The following is a 21086-nucleotide window of genomic DNA, read 5'->3' as shown; positions in this document are numbered from 1 at the left end:
CCGATTAGCCTACCGCCTATAGGGAACAAGCCCATGAGCATCGAAGATCTCGTCACCCCGTGTGTCCGGCAGATCGAAGCCAGCCATGCCGCCCGTGAGCAAGCGATTGGCATCTCACGCAGCCTGATTCGCAGTTGTGCCAACAGTATTCGCGCTGCGCACCGTGCCGAGTTTGAGCACGCGCAACAACTCTTAGATGAGGCGGGAAATCTTGCGCAAAAGCTGCGTGCGGCCACCAGCACATGCCCAGAGATCCGCCATGCCGGATATTCGCAGGATGCGCTCAAAGAGCTCGTCGAGGCCCATCTGGTGCTGGCCTTCCTCAGCGACCGCCCGCCGCCCCATGCGGCTGCGATTGGGGTTGAACCAGCCGCCTATCTCAACGGCCTTGCCGAAGCGGCCAGCGAACTGCGCCGCGCCATTCTCGACGGGCTACGCCGGGGCGAAACCGAGCGCGGCGAGGCACTACTACGCATCATGGACGATGTCTACAGCGAACTGGTGAGTGTTGATTTCCCCGACGCCGTGACCGGCGGGTTACGGCGCACCACCGACGCCTTGCGGGCAGTTCTGGAACGAACCCGTGGCGACATGACCGCCGCTATTCGTCAAGATCAATTGGTTGCAGCCATGCAGAATCTTGAGACACACCTGGATGGATCGTGACGTACAATCATAGGGGAAGAAGCATCATGAAGCAGGACTCGCCACCACTATGCCCTATATTGAGCCACACGCCCGCGAAGAGAACGAAGAGTTGGTCGAGTCGGGCGGGATCATCGGACTACTCACCATTTCGTGTCGTCACATTGCCCTCATCGCCGCCATGCTGGCCACCTGTGGCAGCCTCTTCTTTAGTGAAGTGTTGAAGTGGCTGCCCTGTGAGCTTTGTTGGTACCAACGCATCCTCATGTACCCGCTGGCCGTCATCCTTGCGGTGGGGATCATCAAGCGCGACCCCAAACTGCACTGGTATGTGTTGCCGCTCTCATTGGCGGGAAGTGTCGTCTCGACCTACCACTACCTTGAGGTCATGAAGATCATCTCCGGATCGCCGTGTACCGGGTTGGTGCCGTGCAGTGTGGATTATCTGACTCCCATTCTGACCGGCCCGTTCAGTTTTATCAAAATCCCGTTCCTGGCGCTCTTCGCCTTCATGACGATCAATGTGATGATGGGTAACTTTGCCCTGGCTGGTGATGAAGCGCTGCCACGCCCAGGCCGTGGCCAGATGTTGGCCAACCGCTGGATGATTGGGATTGTGGTGGTGACGGTGATCGTGACGCTGGTGTTAGCGGATCTGGTGTAAGGCCACTCTCCCCACATCCCGGTTTTGACGCCAAGGTGCAAGGCGCAAAGCCTTCAACAAAACCTTTGCGTCTTGACACCCTGGCGTCAATGAGAGGTTTCTTTTACCCCAAGTGTGAACAGTCACTTGCAACCAACAAAAAGGGATTGTGGTATGATATGGCCTGATTGTTAGACACCTTCAACATACCACTAACCGAGTAAGGACAGGACTGCAATGAGGCTTGAACGTCGGCGCGATGGCAAAGTGTATGTCTTAGAGGCATACAGCCCTGATGCAGACGAGCTACGACGCTTATTGCCACGTTGGCCGGGTGGGTATGTGCAATGGGAAGCCACCGGCATCCTGCTCCCCACTGAGGAGGGCATGCGCCCACGGAGCAGCGGCCCGATCTGGGCGCTCTGGCGACCGCGTGATGTACCGGAGCAACTGCCTGAACTCGAAGATCCTGCCGAATTTCTCGATGATCCGCTCACTCCACCCTCACCCGCAGAACCATCCGCGCTACCGATTGACGACCTGGATGACGAACTGACACCCCCACTCAATCATGTCGAAGCGGATACGCCCCGGCGTGCTCGGCGTTATGTGCCCCCCCGCCTCCAGCCGCGCACTACCAAGTATAAGAATCTGACCCGCATCGAGAGTAGCCCCAAGCATCGCCCTGGCTACTTGGTGCGCGTGACGTGGGCCAAAAAGACCTACACCAAATATTTTGCCGATGCCGCCTATGGGGATCGGCTCGGTTCGTTGGCCGCAGCGGTGGAGTGGCGCGACCAAGTTGAGCGGGACGTGGGCAAGCCGCGCACCAACCGTCCGGCGATTGGCGTGGCCTACTCCAATACCGGGATTGTCGGTATTTCGCGTACCACCAAGGCGGGTAAGCCGATCTTCCAGGTGACATGGTACGAGGAAGGCAAACAGCGCCGCCGGGTCTTTAGTATTGATCTGCTGGGTGAGCAGAAGGCACTCAAGGCGGCTCGCAAGGTGCGCGCCGAGATTGAGCGTCAGAAGTAGCATCAGGCATGCCGTATGTACCAGCGCTGGTTGCTCTGCATCCTCACCCTCGCTCTCTTCTGGACACCCGCAGCACACGCCGCGCCAGTGCCCTTCGAGACCTACCTGCGGCTGTTGCGTGAGGCGCATACTGCCGCTGAGCGGGGCGATCAACTCGGCTTAGCGGCGGTTGTGTCCCAGTTGGTGGAACTGGAGCAGGTGCAGTTGGCTGATGGTCGCATGGCACCGGTAGATAACCGCTGGTTGGCCGAGGCGATGCAAGTTCAGAACCCCGACTTGCCCCAGATTGCGACACGCATCGGGGCGCTGCTTGATGCCCTTACGGCCAGTACTGGCCCGCCCGATCCCGCCGCAACTGAGCGGCTGCACCAGATCCTCGCTGCGCCGCCGTTTACCCAACCCGACCCGCCCGAAACACCCCAGTGGCTGCGGGATTTCTTTGAGTGGCTGGCGGATATGTTCGGTGCGATTGCCCCGCCAGTGGCCCAATCGGCGAATGACTATAGCGACCCGCTGGCGTGGATCTTCGTCCTGATCGGCCTGATCCTGGTCGCGGTGATCCTTTTCATCTGGGTGCGCGGGTTGCGCCGCACGCTGGTGCCGATTACCCCCATGCCGAGCGACGACCCCGAAGCGCATCTGCGGGCTGATGAGGCAGCCCAACAGGCTGCGGAGTTGGCGCGGCAGGGTGAGTACCGCCGCGCTGCGCGCATGCTCTACCTCTCGGCCTTGCTGTGGCTCGATGAGCATGGCCGCCTGCGCTATGATCGCACGCTGACGAATCGCGAATATCTGGAGCATCTGAACAATAGCCCGCACCTGCGCGAAGGGTTGCGCCCGGTCGTCGAGACGTTTGATCAGGTCTGGTACGGGGATGTGCGGCTTGATGCGCGCAGCTTTGCCACCTATGCCGGGCAAGTGGCGGCGCTGCGCGAGCTACCGGCTGAGCGGGGGGGCACATCATGATCCTGCGCTACCGCCGCGAAATCTTGATCATCAGCGCACTCTTTGGGGGCCTGCTGATCTTCTTGTTGATTGTGCCGAATGATGAGGGTGGTGGATCACATCAGGCCACCAGCCATTCCAGTAACCCCAGGGGCACCATGGCGCTCTACCGCTGGCTGGGCGAGTTGGGCTACCAGGTGGAGCGGTTGGAGTACCGCGATTTTACGCTCGATGCCACGAGCGATCTGCTTGTGGTGTTGGAGCCCCCCGAAGTCTTCACGCCGGATGAGAGCGCGGCGGTGGTGGCGTGGGTTGAGGTGGGGGGCACGCTCATCCTCGCCGATGAGCGCCACCTCAGTGGGAGTGCGCCGCTCTTCCAGGCGTTTGCCGCTCGCCTCGGCTCTGCCGCCAATAGTATGGACACCCAGGCCCGGATCGTCCAGCCGGTGGCACCGGTCAGCCAACTTCAGATGCAAAACAGTAGCGTGTTGGCGCAGTTGCCAGCGGCAGCGGCGGTGCTGGTGGAGATGAACGGCGAGCCGGTGGTGGCGGGGTTTGTGCATGGTAAAGGTTATGTCTACCTAAGCAGTAGTACCTACCCCTTCAGCAATGTCGGCTTGGCCCAAGCGGGCAGTGCCGAGTTGGTGCTGCATCTGGTGGGGCGGATTGGGCCGAGCGGGCGGATTCTGTTTGATGAGTACCACCACGGCTTTGTGCGCGAGCCATCGTTGGGCAGCCTACTGACTGGGAGTGCGTGGGGGTGGGCGATGCTCTATGCGGGGGGAGTGGTTGTGCTATACCTGGTGCTGAGTGGGCGTCGGTTTGGCCGCCCGATAGCCTTGCGTGAGGAGCGTACCCGCCGCAGTAGTGCCGAGTATTTGGAGAGTATGGCGGGCCTGTTGCGGCGCGGGCGCAAGAGCGATTACCTACTAGCGCACTACCGCACCAACCTCAAGCGCCGCTTAGCGCGGCCCTATGGCGTCAACCCCAACCAAGACGACACGGCGTTTGTGGCTGCGCTGGCGGGAGTAAGCCCGATTGACCCCAATGCACTGCGGAGCCTGCTCGCACGGATGGATCGCCCGGAGGTGAGCGAAAGCGAACTCTTGCGCCTGATTGCCGAAGCCGACCGATTCTAGGAGCCGACATGCGCCCCACGCTGCAACCCGTCCTGAATCTCCTCGACGATGGCCTCAATCTCTACCGGCGTGAATTCCCGCGTTTTGCGATGATCGCCGCAATTGGGACGGTTCCGATGGTGGTGTTGGGGTTGCTGCTGGTGATGACGCCTTTTTGGTTGAATAGCTTGGGCGGGCTGTTCCTCTTTTTTGGCCTCAGCCTGCTGAGCCTGCCGGTAGGCATCTACCTGATGGGCGCAATCAGTCGAGCGACCGTCGAGATCATCCAGGGCAAGCCAATCATCCTGCGCGAGGTGCTGCGCATTGGCCCGCTACGGCTGTTGGGAATGAGCATGTATGGTGGAGTCTACCTGATCGTCCTCAATACGGTTATTTCATTCCTGAGTGCCATGTGTATCTGTCCGAGTTCAATCGTCATTGTCACTGTTGGAAGTCTATTCGGTAGGCTGCTTGAGATAAGTGGCGGCATCGGCGCGGCGCTGGGCAGTCTGATCTTGAGTTTTATGGCCTTGCTCTTTATGCTCTTGTATGGGTTGGGATTGGTGGTGAGTGGAGCCACTGTTGGGAGCCTGATCTTCAGCCTTCAGCCCTTTGTGCAGGGCGATCTGGGCATGAAGGAGGCGCTACGGCGCAGTATGGATCTGCTGTTTTACCGCCTCGGAAGCAATCTGTTGATCTACCTATGTGCCAGCCTGATCTTCGGTACGCTGGCGCTCTGCGTGACAGTGGCGGTTGGCGTGCTGCTCCCAATGCCGTTGCTGTTTCTCTTCGGGTCTGAGTCGGTGCTTGGCCAAGTGCTCAGTGTGGTCGTGGTCGTATTAGCCCTGACCCTGGCGCTGCCTCCGTTGCCGATCTGGATGGCGTTACTCTACCAGCGCCGCATGGTCGAACGCGAGGGGGCGGATCTGGCGGAACGGATTGCCGGGGTGGTGGGCGAGGGATGATCGGCCCTCACCTCCTAGCCCCCTCGCACACTGCGTGGGCGAGGGGGAATCGAACACATTGCGCTGCGGAATCACCCCTCTCCCGCGTGCGGGAGAGGGGCTGGGGGTGAGGGCCACAATGTTTGGCACACGATAGAAAGAGGCTCTCAATGCAACTCACCGTCGTTAAAGTTGGCGGGAATGAACTGGACGATCCAGCGTTTTTGGATGGGCTGAGTGCGGCGATTGCCGATTTCAGCGGGCCATTGCTGCTGGTGCATGGCGGCGGGAAGGAGATTACCGCCGCGCTCAGCCATTATGGTATTCCCACGACCTTCATTGGTGGGCTGCGCGTCACGTCGCCGGAGGCGATGGTGATTATGCAGCAGGTGGCCTGCGGAACGATCAATAAGCGGGTGGTGGCACGCTTGGTGGATGCGGGGGTGCGGGCGTTGGGGCTGAGTGGGCAGGATCTGGGGTTGCTCGGTTGTGTCCCGCAGCGCCCCGATGGGGTCGATCTGGGGCGGGTGGGCCTGATTACCCAGGTGGATCGCGCCGCCCTTCAGGCGATGATCGATCTGGGCTGGTTGCCAGTCATTGCGCCGGTGGCACGCGGCGTAGCGGATGGCCTCAGCTACAACATCAATGCCGATCAGGTGGCGCAGGGGGTGGCGGGAGCCTTCCCGGCGACCCAACTGGTCTTTGTGAGTAATGTGCCGGGGGTGATTCTGGGTGGCAGCGTTGCGCCACACCTGGATCGTGCAGCGGTGCTGGCAGCGATAGACTCCGGGGAGATTAGTGGTGGTATGATCCCGAAGGTACGGGCAGCGCTGGATGCGCTCGATGCCGGAGCGGCCTCGGTGCGGATCACCAATCTAGCCGGGTTTGCCGCTGGCGGCACGACGATCTTATGATCTCCGAGGAGCGCCCCGATCAGCGCGAGTCTGATCCGATCTTCCGCAGCCTCGATCCGCACCAGCGCCAAGAGCTTGAGCGCCTGATCGCCGCTGGAACCTACCCGGCAGGCCATGTCTTTCACACACCCAATGAGGTGGGTGAAGAGATTTTTGTGCTGCACTCAGGGCGGGTGCGGATCTATAAGCTCTCGCCCGAAGGGCGCGCCTTGACCCTGTTGGTGTTGGAGGCACCGACGATCTTTGGCGAAATGAGCCTGGTTGGTCAACACTTCCACGATACCTTCGCCGAGGCGATGCATGAGGGCGTGGTGGGAGTAATGGCGCGTGCGACCATGCAGCAGATTCTCGAATCCCACCCGGCGGTCGCGCTGGCGGTGATGGAGTTGATGGGTCAGCGGCTACGGATTATGGAGAATAAACTGGCCGACATCGCCTTTAAGAGCGTGCCACAGCGCCTCGCCAGTCTGCTACTCAATCTGGCGGGGGTAGCCCCTGGCCAGATCCATGCCTCGTCTGCACCACGCATGGTACGCTACACCCATCAGCAGCTCGCCGATATGATCGGCTCCTACCGCGAGACGGTCACCAAGGCAATTGGGGAACTGCGTGAGGCGGGGATCATCTATATTGAGGACGAGGCCATCGCACTGACCGATCTGATACAGTTGCAGCGTATGGCGCACCACCAATAATGTGCCGCATCCCACGGACGACAAAGGAGATTTCTCATGGATAAACCCTGGCTGGCTTCATATGAGCCAGGCGTGCCAGCGCAACTCAGTTACTCTGATCAGAGCCTGGGCGATCTACTCGATGCGACGGTGCACCGTTACCCGCAGCACATCGCCACCAATTTTGTGCTTAAGTATGCGGTTGGTGGGCGGCTACCTATCGGCGGGAAACTCACCTACCAGCGCTTGAATGATTTGGTAAACCGCATGGCAGCCGCACTCGCCGAACTGGGTGTCGGCAAGGGTGCGCGAGTCGCGGTCATGTTGCCAAACTCGCCCCACTATATCATCACCTTCTTTGCGGCAATGCGCCTGGGGGCGATTGTCGTCAACATTAATCCCTCGTATACAAGTCGGGAGCTACAGCACCAACTCAGCGATGCAGGGGCCGAGACGATTGTCTTGCTCAACCTCTTCTGGCCACGCCTACATGCGATACGCACAGAGACCCAGGTACAACGAGTTATCGTTGCGCATGCCTTTGATACGCTGACGTTCCCCTCCAACCTGCTTGTGCGCCGCGCCCAACAACGTGAGCAAGATTGGGTTGATGTCCCCGCGAGTAGTGATACCTTCTTCTTCGCTGATCTATTGCGGCACACCCCCAACCTACCCCACGTGAGCATCGCAGCGGATGATGTGGCGATCTTTCAATATACAGGCGGTACGACGGGCATCCCCAAGGCGGCAATGCTGACCCATCGCAATCTGATTGCCAATGTAACCCAAGTGAGTGCATGGGTGCAGGATGGTCGTCCGGGGATCGAGAAGATGCTTGCCGCGATCCCCTTCTTCCACGTCTATGGCATGACCACAGCCATGTTGTATGGGATCTGGTTAGGGGCGGAATTAGTGACGGTGCCCAACCCGCGTCTGATCGAGCATGTCATGCGAGTCATTGATCACGAGCAGTGTACGATCTTCCCTGGCGTACCAGCGCAGTATATCAGCATTATCAATCATCAGCATGTGAACACCTACAACCTGCGCTCAATACGTGTCTGTGTGTGTGGTTCGGCACCACTGCCACTCCAGATACAGGAACGCTTCGAGGCACTCACGGGGGGGCGATTAGTAGAGGGGTACGGCCTCTCGGAAGCCTCACCATTGACGCATGGTAATCCGGTGCGGGGCCGCCGCAAAGTAGGCAGTATTGGCGTCCCCTTCCCGGATACCGAGGCCAAGATCGTTGACCTTGAGACCGGACAACCCCTCCCGTTCGATGGCGAGACGCGGGGTGAGTTGTGTGTGCGCGGCCCTCAGGTGATGCAAGGCTACTGGAACCGACCTGAAGAGACCGCCATGACCATTGATGCTGATGGCTGGCTGCACACAGGTGACATTTGTACCGTCGATTCTGCGGGCTACTTCTCGGTTCTTGATCGCAAGAAGGACATGATCAACAGCTCTGGCTTTAAGGTACTGCCACGAGAAGTTGAGGAAGTCTTGTATATGCACCCCCAGGTTATGGAAGCCGTTGTGGTTGGTATTCCGCACCCCATGCGAGGTGACGAGACGGTCAAAGCCTATATCGTACCCAAGCCGGGTGAGCAACCAACAAATGACGAGATCCGTTCATTTTGTCGGCTGCAACTTGCCAACTACAAGATCCCACGCGAAATTGAGTTTCGTAGTGAACTCCCCAAGACAATGGTTGGGAAGGTTCTGCGGCGCACCTTGATCGAGGAAAGCCTCAAGAACGAGCCAAATTCATAAACAGCCGTTCATACTCCATAGCGGTGCGCTCGGTGCTGAACTTGGCCGCGATCTCGGCACGCGGGCGCACATAGTGTTCGCGGTTAGCCAGCACATCCAGCAGCGCCGTCGCCAATGCTGCGCTATCGCCGATAGGCACCACCCGGCCCATGCCGGTCTGGAGGATGGGCTGGCGCACACCGGGGAGCGCACTCGCCACCGAGGGCGTCCCGGAGAGCATCGCCTCCACCTGCACCATACCGAAGGTCTCGGTGGAATTGAGCGAGGGCACCACGATCACGTCCAGATTAGGGAAGAAGGCAGCCATATCGGAGGGGGCAAGGGTGCCCAAGAAAGTCCAGTGGTCGCGGAAGCGGGCAAAGAGCGGTGCCAGGCGGCGCGCATAGTCCTGTTCACCCAGGACATCCTCGTGGGGGCCAGTGAAGAGGACGCGGGCATTAGGGTAGACTTCGAGGATGCGCGGAAGGGCATTGAGCAGGATCTCGACACCCTTTTCGGATGCAAGGCGAGCCGCCATTCCGATGATCGGGCCTTGGAGGTTCCAGCGGCGGCGGAAGCCCTGAATATCGTCGGGAGTAGCCGATTCGACCTCAACCGGAGGCGGGATGACCTCAATCTTCTCGCGGAAGCGGCGAAGGAAGGGGGAGTGATCGGCGAAATCGTGGCTGCTGGCCACCACGCGGGTTGCCAGGTGGCCAGCAGCCAGATTAGCCAGATCAATTACGCGGTTGGCGACCCGGTTGAGCATGCCGGGGGGCATCTTCAGATCGCTATTATAGGTTAGTACGACCGGCTGGCGCAGCAGGCGTCCGCGCAGCCCTATTCCAGGTGCATCAAACTGGGGCAGATGTAGGTTCATCACATCGTGGTTGATCGAGAGGGCAGTGGCCAACCAGCCAATGTTGGGCATGATCACGCCCTTGGAGACCCGCGCCACCACCGGAGCACGCACTACGTGAACCCCATTCATGACCTCGCGCTGTGGCAGGCTGGGATCATACTGCGAGGTGAGAACCGTGACATAGTGGCCACGCCGCGCCAGAGCGGTCGCCAACCGTTCGACATAGATCGTCAGCCCACTAATGTAAGGGCGGTAATAGGTCAACGCGCAGAGGATTCGCATAGAAAGGTGAACCTCAGCCAGTAGGCGCATGCCAAAAGGCGGGGCAAGGTCGCAGACGAGCTACGATCTTCCCCCGCCCTCTGGGGCGAGTATGGAGGCGACGGCCGGGATCGAACCGGCGAATGGCGGTTTTGCAGACCGCTGCATTACCACTTTGCTACGTCGCCTCAGCGCCGCGCATTGTAGCACAGCGCGGCACTGTGTGCAAGTAGGGGCGATGCTTCGCCCCTACTTCTAATTGATCACATTCTCGGTATCGCGTTGCAAGGCCACCTGAATATAGTTGATGAAGGTGCGTAGCCCAAAGACAATATTGCGCTTGGTGATACCACCCTCAACCAACACATGGTAGTCGAAGCCAATATCATCATCGGCATCAACATAGGCCCGCAGCAACTTCATGCGATCATTGACCAGATTGGCATATTCGAGTTTGGCGATGCGAGGCAGATCGAGGTTGGCCTTAAACTGAGCCATAAAGCGAAGCTGTTCACCATTGCCCTGTGGAAAGATCCAGGTGGTGAAATTCTCCTTGATGAAGATGTCGCCATCATCATCGCGACTAACATTCAAGTAGGCATTCTGGAAGAGCGCCAACAAGAACTCCGAATTGATCTGCTCAGGATAGACAACGTCATCGGTTGGGTTGGATGAATTCTCGGTCATGTGATGCCTCCACGAGGAAATTATGTAGGGGCGGCGTATCGCCAGGGCATGGGCAAAGTCATTGGGGCTACGCCCCAGACCCTAATATTTGGTAGTGTTTGGCGGCTTCGCCACCAAACACTACCAAACAAGATCTGCGGAGGCGGCAAAGCCGCCCCTCCACCGGAGGTGACGGCAATGCTTCGCCCCTACTACGCCGGTAGCAAGCGGGCATAGCGAGGTTCCCACATCAACGCATCAATACGGCGGGCCAATTCATCGGGATCGCAGACATCGGCAACCCCAGCGCGTTGGGCCTCAGCAGCAACGGCGAGCGCCACATGGCGTGAGGCGATGCGCACCGCATTCTGATCGGGGTAGAGCGAGGCATGATGGTCGTCGCGGGCGGGTGAGAGCGTACTGAGGGCGCGGGCTGCCGCCACAAACATGCGGTCGGTGACGCGGCGGGCACCGGAGGCGAGGATTCCCAAGCCCACGCCGGGGAAGATGAAGACATTATTGCACTGCCCAATCGTCACCATGCGGTTGTTGAAGAAGACGGGCGCATAGGGGCTGCCGGTAGCAATCAGGGCGCGCCCGTCCGTCCAGGCCAGGAGGTCGGCGGGGATGGCCTCGCTCTTCGAGGTGGGGTTGGAGATCGGGAAGATGATCGGGCGCTCGACATGACGCGCCATCTCACGCACCAGGGCTTCGTGGAAGGCACCGGGCTGAGCGGCGGCGCCAATCAGGATGCTGGGGCGTACATTGGCGACGATCTCGGCCAGCGTGAAGGCTCCGTCCGTGCTTTCAGTACGCACCCAGGTGGCGGTGCAATCGGCGGGGTGGGCGTAGGCCACCTTGAACGGCTCGTCACCCAGATCGGTGCGCCCAGCATGGACGAGACCCCGGCTATCCACCAACCAGATCGCGTCGCGTGCCACTGCTGGGCTTAGCCCCTCATCCACCATCGCGGCCACGATCTGGTCGGAGATGCCGTGAACCGAGGAGCCTGCGCCATACATCACAATGCGCTGCTGGTGCAGCGGCACACCCGCCACATCACAGGCGGCCAGCAAACCCGCCAACGTCACCGCGCCGGTACCCTGAATGTCGTCGTTAAAGGTGCAGAGGCGGTCGCGGTAGCGCTCAAGCAGTGTCGCGGCATTCTGCTTGGCAAAATCCTCCCACTGCAAGATCGCATCGGGGAAGACGCGCATGACTGCTTCAACAAACTTCTCGATGAAAGCGGCATATTCGGCACCGCGCACACGCTTATGCTGCCAGCCGAGGTAGAGCGGATCATCAAGCAGGCTCTGGTTGTTAGTGCCCACATCCAGTGTAATCGGCAGCGTCGTCGCCGGATGAATCCCGGCGCACAGCGTATAGAGCGCCAGCTTGCCGATGGGAATACCCATGCCTCCAATCCCCAGATCGCCCAGACCAAGAATACGCTCACCATCCGTAACCACAATCACGCGGATTTCAGGGTAGGGGATGTTGCGCAGCATCTGCTCGATATGATCCGCATCGGGGTAGGCGATATAGAGACCACGTGGGCGGCGGTAGATGTGGCTATAGTGCTGCGAGGCTGCGCCGACAATCGGGGTATAGATGATCGGCAGCATCTCGCTGATATGATCATGCAACAAACTGTAGAAGAGCACCTCATTGCGATCCTGAAGACCGGTGAGGAAAAGATAGCGTTCGAGATCGGATGTCTTTTTGCTATAATTCTCATAAGTACGCGCCAGTTGCTCCTCCATCGTCGCCACATGGGGCGGCAACAGGCCCAACAGGCCCAGATCGCGGCGCTCCTCTTCGCTGAAGGCGCTCCCCTTATTGAGCATCGGCGTATCAAGGATCTGATGCCCACGCAACGGAACCCGCAAATTGATCGTGCCGTCCGGGCCGGGGTGGAGGTCGTGAAAGGCGCTCATAGTCTCTCCCTCTACGTAAAGTTAGTTATGGATGGTGTTTTCAACACCATCCATAACCCCCACATTACTCTAGCACGATTCATCGCGCTCCAACAACAGATCCTCAGGATGCTGGCGGATCTCCAAGCTACGCTCCTCAATCTCACGCCGCAGATCGCGGCGCAGTTGGGCTGCGGCCCAGCGCCGCCGCTGTTCACCCGTGGTAATAGCTAATGGCTCGACTCGCCGTGATTTACCCTCGTCATCAACGGCGACCATCGTAAAGTAGCATGTGATGACGTGGCGGGCGGTGTGGCTGGTGATTTCCTCGGCGGTCACCCGAACACCAACCTCCATTGAGCTATTGCCAGTGTAGTTGACCGAAGCCAAAAAGGTGACCAACTCACCAACATGGATGCCTTCGCGGAAGATGACCTGATCAACTGATCCCGTCACAACATAGCCGCCACAGTAGCGCGAGGCGCAAGCATAGGCGACTTGATCCAGCAACTTGAGGACGTGGCCACCATGCACGTTGCCGGAGAAGTTCGCGGTATCCGGGGTCATCAGGACGGTCATCTCTAGGCGACGCCGCTGACTGATGGGGATGTCCGGGATTTTCATAGGGTTGGGGTGATCCTTTCATGGGTAACGCCAGATAACCCCATGGTATACTAGCTCCCAGGCATGTGCAACGTCCTTGGGGCTGCGCCCCAAACCCCAATTTTGTTGTGTGTTGGGCGGATTCGCCGCCCCCAAACCCCCACCGGAAACCCTATGGAGAATGTATGTCCCAGCGCACAGAACACGCCCTTCGGTTGGTGCTGGCATGCGCACCAGAAGATCTGGCGGCGGTGCGCGCACTCACCCAGCGTTTGCGGGTTGATGGTCTGCACCCCTGGCTGATCGCCGATGAACTAGCGGGCCAATCGGATACCTTGCGCCCGCTGCGTGCCGCCGTCGCAGCGGCGGAGGTGGTGGTCTTTTGTCTCTCGCGCCGCTCGTTGGACGCTGCGGGCCAGCCCGCTACTGATATTGCGCGGCTGCTCGATCTGATCACGCTGCATCCGCCACCTGCCCACCCCATCGTGGTGCGCCTGGCTAGTTGTGAGGTTCCGGCGGCGCTCACCGGGGCGCTGGTGTGTGATCTCTTCGGCTATAGTGGCTATGCCCGGCTGCTCGATCTACTACACGCCTCGGTTGTACCCGCGCCCGCGCTCTCCGAACCGCCTCCACCGCCACCACCTAACCCAGCCCTCGACCTGCGCGGGCGCTATGCGCTGGCCAGCCTCGACCATGAGGGTCAGCTTGGGCGGATGGGGCGCGGAGTGGCACGCACGCTGCGGCTACTCAGCCCCAACCACGCGCTGTTGCTGGCTGGCGGCGGTGCTACGCTGCTCGCGCTGGATGATCCCAAGCCGCTCTGGGTGATTGATTGCCCCACCCGCCATGCTGCGCTCAGCCCGAGTGGGCGGCTGCTCGCGCTGGCAGCCGGAGATCGCATCCGGCTCTGGGATCTCCAAGACGGCAGCCTGCGCAACCAGATCCAGGTCGCTGCAAGTAGTACTCACGCCCTCGCCTTCAGCCCTGACGAACGTCATCTCGTGAGTGCGAATGATGATCGGCGGGTTGCGTTCTGGCGCACCGGCAACGATCCGATAGATCTGGCCACGCCGCTGCTGGCAAGCCTGCCACCCCAGCCCGATCAGGTCGTCAGTCTGGCCTTCAGCCCCGACGGTACGTTGCTGGCATGTGGCGGCGCAGATCGCACGGTGCGCATCTGGCGCACGCTCGACCGCAGTCTCGTGCAGACGCTCAGCGGCCACGGTGGGGCGGTCGAGGCGCTCGCATTCAGTCCGACAGGCGACATCCTGGCGGCGGGGTCACGCGGGCGCACGTTACGCCTGTGGGGAGTAGCACATTGGCGCTTGCTGCACAACCTCGACGGCCACGACGGGGCGGTCGAGGCACTCACCTTCAGCCCCGCTGGGGATTTGGTAGCGACCGGGGCCAGCGACCATACGGTGCGGGTGTGGCAGGTGCGCAACGGTGCGCTCCAGCGTAGCCTGGGGGGGCATAGCGACGCGATTGCGGGGGTGAGTTTCTGCCCACAAGGTGAGCGACTGGCTAGTGTGGGGGCTGATGATCGGCTGCTGCTCTGGCACGTCGCGGATGGGGCGGAGGTGATCAGCCTGCGCCCGTTGAGTGGGCGCGTCACTGGGTTGGCCTTCAGCCCCGATGGCGAGAATCTGGCGGTGAGTGGTGCCGATGGGGCGGTGAGTATCTACCCGCTCTACCACGCAAGTGCGCCGCAGCGCCAGTACCATGATCATCGCGGGCCAGTGGAGAGTATGGTCTTCAGTGGCGATGGCACCCGCGTACTGACCGCCGCACGAGACCGGAGTGTGCGCGATTATCAGATTGCTGCCGGGACGTGCCGGATTCTGCTCCAGACACATGGGCCGAGCCATGGATCGCAACTTGCGCCGGGCGGGCAGGTGTTGGCGAGTAGTGATGGTGAGGGCACGGTGCAGATCTGGCAACTCGGCCCCACCGGCGGCACGTTCTGGCGCGTACTGCGCGGGCTAGGCGGGCGGCCAGGGCTGCTCTGCTTTAGCCCCGATGCGCGCCGTCTGGCGATCAGTGTGGAAGATGGCGCACTCCAGATCTGGCATCTGGATACCGACACACCGGATCTGCACCCACAGACGGAGCTAGTCGGGTTTGCCGGGCGGCTACGCAGCCTCGCCTTTAGCCCCGATGGGAACAGTCTGGCAACCGGCTGCGAGACGGGCCAGGTGCAGATCTGGCAGGTGGAGCATGCCAGCCTCCGCGCCACGCTCGGTGGGCCGGGGCCAGCCAGCGTGGGGCTGGCCTTCAGCCCGGATGGCCGCAGCCTCGCCAGCGGAGATGCCAGCGGGCGCATCCAGGTTTGGAGTATGGCCGGAAAGAGTCGCGGCAAGAACGACTCGCGCCGCCGCGAACCGAGCATGATCAAGCAGATCCACGGCCATGCCGGGGCGGTCAGCCACCTCGCGTACAACCCCAGCGGAGATCTGCTGGTGAGTGGATCGAGCGACGGGACGGTACGCTTGTGGCAGGTGTAGCATAACCGGGGATGGACGCAAAGACGCCAAGGCGCAAAGCCTTCAAGATAGACCCTAAGTAAAACCTTTGCGTCTTTGCGCCTTGGCGTCAAAAAAAACATCCTACTCCCCAATCCGCCGGATCGGCGCAATCCCGGCCAGCAACTTCACCGGCGCACGCCCGTTGAAGCGCACCGTCAGGTAGCACTCAACCGAACGTCCACTGCGACCCGCCTCGACCGCAATCACAGTGCCCTGGCCAAAGTGGGGATGCTGCACCCGCTCACCCACCCGGTAGGGCGTGGGCTGGCTAGGGGGCGCACTCGGCGGGGGCGGCTTTAACAAGTGCTCCAGCCCTGTGAACGGGGCACGCGGCAGATCCACAACTGGCCCGGCCAACTCCGCCCATAACTCCGGGTCGGCACGAGTAAGGCCGAGACGCTCCGCCGCTTGTTGGGCGTCGAGGTGTTCAATCAGCGCCACGACCCGTCCGGCGACCCGGCGACGCACCTCCGGGGCAGCCTGCCACCAGTGGCGCAACAGGCGTTCTTGGCCATATTCACGCGGAAAAGTGGCCACATTGAGGGTCTCGGCGGCACTCCAGGTAAGCGGGTCACGCTCCAGCAGCGCCGCAAACTGCTCAGATTGGCGCAGCAGCGCGTTCGCGCCCACCGCCAACAAGAAGGGCGAGAGTTCAGTCTCGCGATCTTCCACCGCATAGAGGTGCAACTCTTCCCGCGCCCGCGTCAAGGCGACATAGAAGATACGCCGCTCCTCCTCCAGATCCTCAGATCCACGGAAGGGCATGTGGCCCGCATTGCAAAAGGGGAGTAGCACCACCGGCCACTCCAAGCCCTTGGCGCGATGGATCGTGCGCAGATCGACCGCATCGGACTGCGGCGTAAGCTGGGCGCGCTCGGTTTCAAGTTCGGCCAAATGGGCGCGGAACTGGCTCATCGTTCCTTTGCCCTGCGCATAGAGCAGACAAGCCTCGACGTTCGCCGCGTAGCCCGCGCCGGTTTCAGGAAAGCCGCTCTGGGTACGCAAAAAATCCTGGTAGCCCAAACGCTCATCAAGTTCCGCCAACAGATCGGCGGCAGGCAGCGTGGCTTGCGCCGTCCCCAACCAGACCAACAACTCAGCCAGATCGCGCAACCCATTGGCGACCCGCGCCGTCACCCGATCCGCCAGGGTCGGGAGCGTAACACTCAGGGGGTGGTGGTGATGCAGCGCCGCAGTGAGGCACTCCTGGGATAACTGGCGGTTCAGGTAGCGCTTGGGGCGATTATAGAGGCGGCGCCAACAGGCAGTCAGACGTTCAGCCTGCGCTGGACTCAGTGGCTGCTGCGCACGCAACCGCTGGTCAAAGGCGGCAAGTTCAACATAGGCGAAGAGATCGGCAATCTCACGCCGCCGGAAGAACGGCTCATCGCCCGCCATCTGGTAGGGGATATGGGCCGAGATCAGGGCTTGCTCGATAAGCGGGGTATGCGCATTCAGACGCACCAGCACCGCGATCTGGGCATAGCGATAGCCAGCAGAATGGGCCGCCGCCACCCGTTCGGCCACAAGACGCGCCATCGCCAGATCGGTGGGCGCAGTGTGGAGCGCCGTTTGTCCACCCCAACCACGCGCCGCCACGAGCGTCTTCGGGTGGCGCTCGCGGTTCTGGGCGATGACCCGGTTGGCCAACACCACATGCCCAACCCGACAACGAAAGTTATCGGTCATCTCATAGATCTGGGCGTTATAGCGCTGGGCAAAACCGCGAAAGAAAGCCATCTGCGCACCGCGAAAGCCATAGATCGTCTGGTCATCATCACCAATCGCCATCACATTGCGATGCTGCGCCACCAAGAGATCGAGCATCTCGGCCTGCGCGAGACTGACATCCTGGAACTCATCCACCAGCACTGCATCATAGGATTGCTGCCAATACTGACGCAGATCGGCATGGCGCACCAACAACTCCCAACCAAGCAAGAGCATATCATCAAAGGTGATCCACCCACGCTCGTGGCGCACCTCCTCATAGAGACGGTAGAGATCGCGGTAGTAGGGCAAGCCCGGCGGGGGTTCGGCTTGGGTGGCAAGGTGCTGCGCAGCAGCGGGGAGCCGCGCCGCCTCCAGATCGGGGTAGCGCAGATTACTCTTACAGACCGCGATATAGGTCAGGAGATCCTGGTCATCCATGGCATCCAGATCATCAGCACCGACCAACCCGCGCTGGCGGGCGAGATCGCGGGCGGCCCAGAGCAGCGTGCGCTCCTCGCCATTGGTCTTGAGGCCATCAGCGGGAATGGCGGGCAGCGCGCTATGCTGCGCGGCGTGGCGGATAATCTTGAAGCCGAGGGCGTGGAGGGTATGACGGGCCACCGTAGCGCAATGCGGCCACTGCGCCAGCGCGTGGCCAATCGTATCCACCGCCGCACGGTTAAACGAACTAACCAGAATCCGGCGTGGCGCAAAGACACGCTCGCGCACCAGACGCTCAACCCGATGCACCATCGCGGTCGTCTTACCCGCCCCGGCCACCGCAAAGACCAGCGCCGGGCCGTGGGAGTGGGCAACAATCTGCTGTTGTTGGTCGGTGAGATGGAGCATAGCGTACCCATTGGTATTGGTATGGAAGATCGTAACTCCCCTATGATATACCGTTTGAGGGTAGCGCAAAGGTGTAAGAGTTCACACTTCTCCTAGCATTCCGGTTTTGACGCAAAGACGCCAAGGCGCAAAGCCTGCAACAAAACCTTTGCGTCCTTGCGCCTTTGCGTCAATACGAGATTTCTTTTACCCCAAGTGTGAACAGTTACGCAAAGGTTCAGATTTGCAGCAAGGGCGCAACCTGTGTATAATAGCGCCTGCAATCGCGGGGAGATGACGGAGCGGTTGAACGTGCTCGTCTCGAAAACGAGTAGGGTCTAAAAAGCCCTCGAGAGTTCGAATCTCTCTCTCCCCGCCATAATCACAGCCACGCCGCCTCTACCGGGCGGCGTTTGTGTCTTCTGGAATGAACCATGACTACAACCACCATTGATCAAGCACTTGCTCTAGCTCGCCAACTATCAATCCATGAACGAGCGAGACTCATTGCCCTGATTGCGCAAGATATGGCCAGTGCAACCATACACCCCACATCCACGATCAGTGACCCATGGGCAACATTATTTAGCACAATGGATATGATCGCGGCGTCACCGACATTAGTTGGTGCGCGTAGTGCTACCACCGAAGCCACCGAAAGTCGACGCTAATGTATACCATAGACACCAGTGTATGGGTCAATGGGGTGGACACTCTCGAATCTGGCCATGAAATAAGCCGAAAATGCCCAACATCGTCTTAGAGGTGCCGATTCGGTCTATGCAGCACTAGCACTGGCGGCAAAGACCACATTGATCAGCCTTGACAACGAACATATCAACCGTCTTACCGGGATTGTGCCTGTACTCAACCCGTCACAACTTCTGGCCATTCTTATGGCAGTCTAAAGCGCAGTTTTTATGCCCCCCACCGGCGAAACCGATCTCTCCCGCCTAATCCGCGAGATGCAGCCGCACCTCAACCCCGGCGCGTATGTCTTCTGCTGCGTCGCCCCGGATAGCCCCAGCATCCCCGCTACGGTGATCGGCACCTTCCGCGAGGATGCGGGGCTGACCCTGATTCTACCCCGCGAGAGCGCCGAGCAGCACGGGCTGCCCTACACCTTCGTCAGTGCATGGATCACCCTCACCATTCACTCAGCCCTTGATGCCGTCGGCCTGACAGCGGCAGTGGCGCATGCGCTGAGTCAGGCCGGGATCAGTTGCAATGTGGTTGCGGGCTACTACCACGATCACCTCTTTGTGCCGCTAGAGGCTGGGCCACGAGCGGTGGAGATCTTGGTGGGGATGCGTGATCAAATCACGGTTTGACGCAAAGGCACGAAGACGCAAAGATTCTCAAAACCTTTCGCGCCTTCGCGTGAGCAACAACATCCCTACGGAAGCGCCGTATCCCCCGTCGAGAACAACCAAGAATAACTAAACGTCTGCCCCGCATACGTCCCCTCAACCTGCACCCGATAGATCGTATTATCGGCGAGGTTGGCGTTGGGCTTGATCAGAATCCCCTTATGACCAGCGGGCAGGTTGTTGCTGGCACTATGCAGTACGGGCGTCCCATCCTGAGTGCTGAGGCTGGTACTACGGATCTGGGGCGTATCCTTAAAGTAGGGCCAGAGCAGCGTAATCGCATACTGGCTGGCGGGGATACTGATCTGGCCAGAGGCCGGGTAACGGATGGGCCACTGGGTAAAGCCGCTATCGGCATTGAAGTTGGCATACGAGAGCACATCCAAGCCCGCCGCACTGCGCTGGCCATTGGCCGTAGTATAGAAGCCGAAGCCAAACGTCGGTGTGGTGGGGTAGAGCAACCAGAGCCGGTGCCCAACCGAAGACATCCAGCCATCAACCGCATCGCGGGGCTGCCAACCCGTACCACTCCCCAGCCATGCATTACCCTTCTCGGCACAGATCTGCCCGGCGGGTGAAGCCCATGGCAACTGCGCATTCTGGTTGTGGGTCAGATCATTATTCTCGGCCATGTAGCGAGCATGCTGGTAACAGTTATCGTTGAGCGTTGTATCGGCATTCACTGCCGCAACCCCCGCCAGGGCGCGGTAGGCATTCACCCGCTCCAGCCATGTATCGGGGAGCGCCAGCGGCGTACTGGCGGGCGTCGGCGATGGCGTGGCGGTGGGGATGCTGGTTGGGGTTGCACTGGGGATGCTGGTTGGGGTTGGGGTCGCCGTCGGGGCAGACGACGGTGCCGGGTTGGGGTAGGGCGGCGTGGTTGGCACCGGCGTGGGCTGGGAGCCACCGTTACGGAAGGCCAGCACCTCATTGCCCAACAACCCCAGCAGCACCGCGTTGGGGCCAATCTCAGGATGCAACTCGAAGCGGCGGCGCTCGAAATACTGCACCGTATACATCCGCCCCTCAAGCTCCGTCTGGAACGGATCGGTCAGCGGGAAGCCAAAACGCTCCAGCCCGCCATAGCGATTCCAATAATCCGCAATTGCCCCACACATCTGATAGCCCGTCTCTGGGAAGAGGCGACACCCAGGATCAGCGCGCCCACCCGAACGGAACTGCCAGGGTGTCCCCAACTGTTCAAGGCGCTGCGCCCCCAAGCGCCCAGCCGTAACGAGGCCATCAACCTGGATTTCGAGGCGATCCCGCTCGAACCACTGCACCTGCAAATAGCGCCCCTCGACCGTCTCAGCACTCTGGGTGCTGGTGGGGTAGCCAAAGACGGGCAAGCCGCCATTGCGTTCCCAATAGGCTCGAATTGGGCCACGAATACACTGGTTGGTTTCAGGGAAACAACGCTCATCGGTTTGAGCAGATGTGACGTGGGGAATGACAACACCGGCCAAGGCGATAATCGCAATCCATGTGATGATCAACCGATGCGGCATAGTAGTATTCCTTTGTATGCGGGGATATTGGGGATATTGTAGCATGGTTGGGGGAGGGATGGGGATAGGAGGCACAACATGGTGCATCTCTACCGCCCAAACCGCTATGTTATACTTGAACATACCAACGCAGAGGCTCCAGCCAACGGAAGGGGACA

17 protein-coding genes and 2 tRNA genes are annotated in these 21086 nt (G+C 60.4%); 12 read left to right on the top strand and 7 right to left on the bottom strand.

The features are described from left to right. The first annotated feature begins 33 nt into the window (after window positions 1–33). The 9 genes from EKD03_RS13625 (at window position 34) to EKD03_RS13585 (ending at window position 8697) form a co-directional block, all read left to right on the top strand. Complete coding sequence (locus tag EKD03_RS13625) at window positions 34–666, top strand: translin family protein (protein WP_129631791.1); 633 nt, start codon at window positions 34–36, stop codon at window positions 664–666. 49 nt (window positions 667–715) lie between these two features. Continuing rightward, window positions 716–1309: a disulfide bond formation protein B gene (locus tag EKD03_RS13620; RefSeq protein ID WP_129631788.1), complete on the top strand. Its 594-nt coding sequence runs from the start codon at window positions 716–718 to the stop codon at window positions 1307–1309. 216 nt (window positions 1310–1525) lie between these two features. Further along, window positions 1526–2326 (top strand): AP2 domain-containing protein, encoded by an 801-nt coding sequence (locus EKD03_RS13615; protein ID WP_129631785.1) that lies wholly within the window; start codon window positions 1526–1528, stop codon window positions 2324–2326. A gap of 15 nt (window positions 2327–2341) precedes the next feature. After that, window positions 2342–3292, top strand: coding sequence for a DUF4129 domain-containing protein (locus tag EKD03_RS13610; RefSeq protein ID WP_129631782.1), 951 nt, complete (start codon window positions 2342–2344; stop codon window positions 3290–3292). Next, window positions 3289–4410: a DUF4350 domain-containing protein gene (locus EKD03_RS13605; RefSeq protein ID WP_129631779.1), complete on the top strand. Its 1122-nt coding sequence runs from the start codon at window positions 3289–3291 to the stop codon at window positions 4408–4410. The genes EKD03_RS13610 and EKD03_RS13605 overlap by 4 nt, the downstream gene beginning before the upstream one ends. 8 nt (window positions 4411–4418) lie before the next feature. Next, window positions 4419–5354, top strand: a complete 936-nt coding sequence (locus tag EKD03_RS13600) for a hypothetical protein (RefSeq protein ID WP_129631776.1) — start codon at window positions 4419–4421, stop codon at window positions 5352–5354. A gap of 149 nt (window positions 5355–5503) precedes the next feature. Beyond that, window positions 5504–6247 (top strand): acetylglutamate kinase, encoded by a 744-nt coding sequence (argB, locus tag EKD03_RS13595; RefSeq protein WP_129631773.1) that lies wholly within the window; start codon window positions 5504–5506, stop codon window positions 6245–6247. Continuing rightward, complete coding sequence (locus EKD03_RS13590) at window positions 6244–6942, top strand: Crp/Fnr family transcriptional regulator (RefSeq protein WP_129631770.1); 699 nt, start codon at window positions 6244–6246, stop codon at window positions 6940–6942. Before argB ends, EKD03_RS13590 begins: the two co-directional genes overlap by 4 nt. A gap of 36 nt (window positions 6943–6978) precedes the next feature. Beyond that, entirely contained in the window at window positions 6979–8697 is a 1719-nt protein-coding gene (locus tag EKD03_RS13585) for a long-chain-fatty-acid--CoA ligase (RefSeq protein ID WP_129631767.1), read from the top strand. Here the strand turns inward: EKD03_RS13585 and EKD03_RS13580 are convergent. From EKD03_RS13580 to EKD03_RS13560, 5 genes are all read right to left on the bottom strand, one after another. Next, on the bottom strand, window positions 8675–9820 hold the full coding sequence (locus EKD03_RS13580; protein ID WP_129631764.1) for a glycosyltransferase family 4 protein: 1146 nt from the start codon (window positions 9818–9820) through the stop codon (window positions 8675–8677). The two genes, EKD03_RS13585 and EKD03_RS13580, sit on opposite strands and share 23 nt — an antisense overlap. A gap of 92 nt (window positions 9821–9912) precedes the next feature. Continuing rightward, window positions 9913–9987 (bottom strand) — tRNA-Cys (locus EKD03_RS13575). Between the two features lie 67 nt (window positions 9988–10054). After that, entirely contained in the window at window positions 10055–10486 is a 432-nt protein-coding gene (locus tag EKD03_RS13570; protein WP_129631761.1) for a YbjN domain-containing protein, read from the bottom strand. A 191-nt stretch (window positions 10487–10677) separates the two neighbouring features. Beyond that, window positions 10678–12402, bottom strand: a complete 1725-nt coding sequence (locus tag EKD03_RS13565) for an NAD-dependent malic enzyme (RefSeq protein ID WP_129631758.1) — start codon at window positions 12400–12402, stop codon at window positions 10678–10680. 69 nt (window positions 12403–12471) lie between these two features. Beyond that, window positions 12472–13005, bottom strand: a complete 534-nt coding sequence (locus EKD03_RS13560; protein ID WP_129631755.1) for an acyl-CoA thioesterase — start codon at window positions 13003–13005, stop codon at window positions 12472–12474. A 164-nt stretch (window positions 13006–13169) separates the two neighbouring features. Here EKD03_RS13560 and EKD03_RS13555 point away from each other — a divergent pair, with 164 nt between their 5' ends. Then, window positions 13170–15488 carry a WD40 repeat domain-containing protein gene (locus EKD03_RS13555; RefSeq protein WP_129631751.1) on the top strand — a complete coding sequence of 773 codons (2319 nt, stop codon included), beginning with the start codon at window positions 13170–13172 and terminating at the stop codon, window positions 15486–15488. A gap of 102 nt (window positions 15489–15590) precedes the next feature. Here the strand turns inward: EKD03_RS13555 and EKD03_RS13550 are convergent, their stop codons facing one another. Beyond that, complete coding sequence (locus EKD03_RS13550) at window positions 15591–18071, bottom strand: ATP-dependent helicase (RefSeq protein WP_129631748.1); 2481 nt, start codon at window positions 18069–18071, stop codon at window positions 15591–15593. 267 nt (window positions 18072–18338) lie between these two features. Here EKD03_RS13550 and EKD03_RS13545 point away from each other — a divergent pair. Both EKD03_RS13545 and EKD03_RS13540 read left to right on the top strand, forming a co-directional pair. Beyond that, window positions 18339–18429, top strand: a tRNA-Ser gene (locus EKD03_RS13545). Window positions 18430–18970: 541 nt separating this feature from the next. Continuing rightward, window positions 18971–19381, top strand: a complete 411-nt coding sequence (locus tag EKD03_RS13540; protein ID WP_129631745.1) for an ACT domain-containing protein — start codon at window positions 18971–18973, stop codon at window positions 19379–19381. A gap of 65 nt (window positions 19382–19446) precedes the next feature. Here EKD03_RS13540 and EKD03_RS13535 read toward each other — a convergent pair whose 3' ends face one another. Continuing rightward, a complete protein-coding gene (locus EKD03_RS13535) occupies window positions 19447–20928 on the bottom strand; it encodes a CAP domain-containing protein (RefSeq protein WP_238613520.1) in 1482 nt (493 codons plus the stop codon). Between the last annotated feature and the right edge of the window lie 158 nt (window positions 20929–21086).

This window comes from Candidatus Oscillochloris fontis (genome assembly GCF_004138135.1).
GTDB classification, from domain to species: Bacteria; Chloroflexota; Chloroflexia; order Chloroflexales; family Chloroflexaceae; genus Oscillochloris; species Oscillochloris fontis.
The sequence above is the reverse complement of the archived record's forward strand: the minus strand, read 5'-3'. Positions and strand labels throughout refer to the sequence as shown.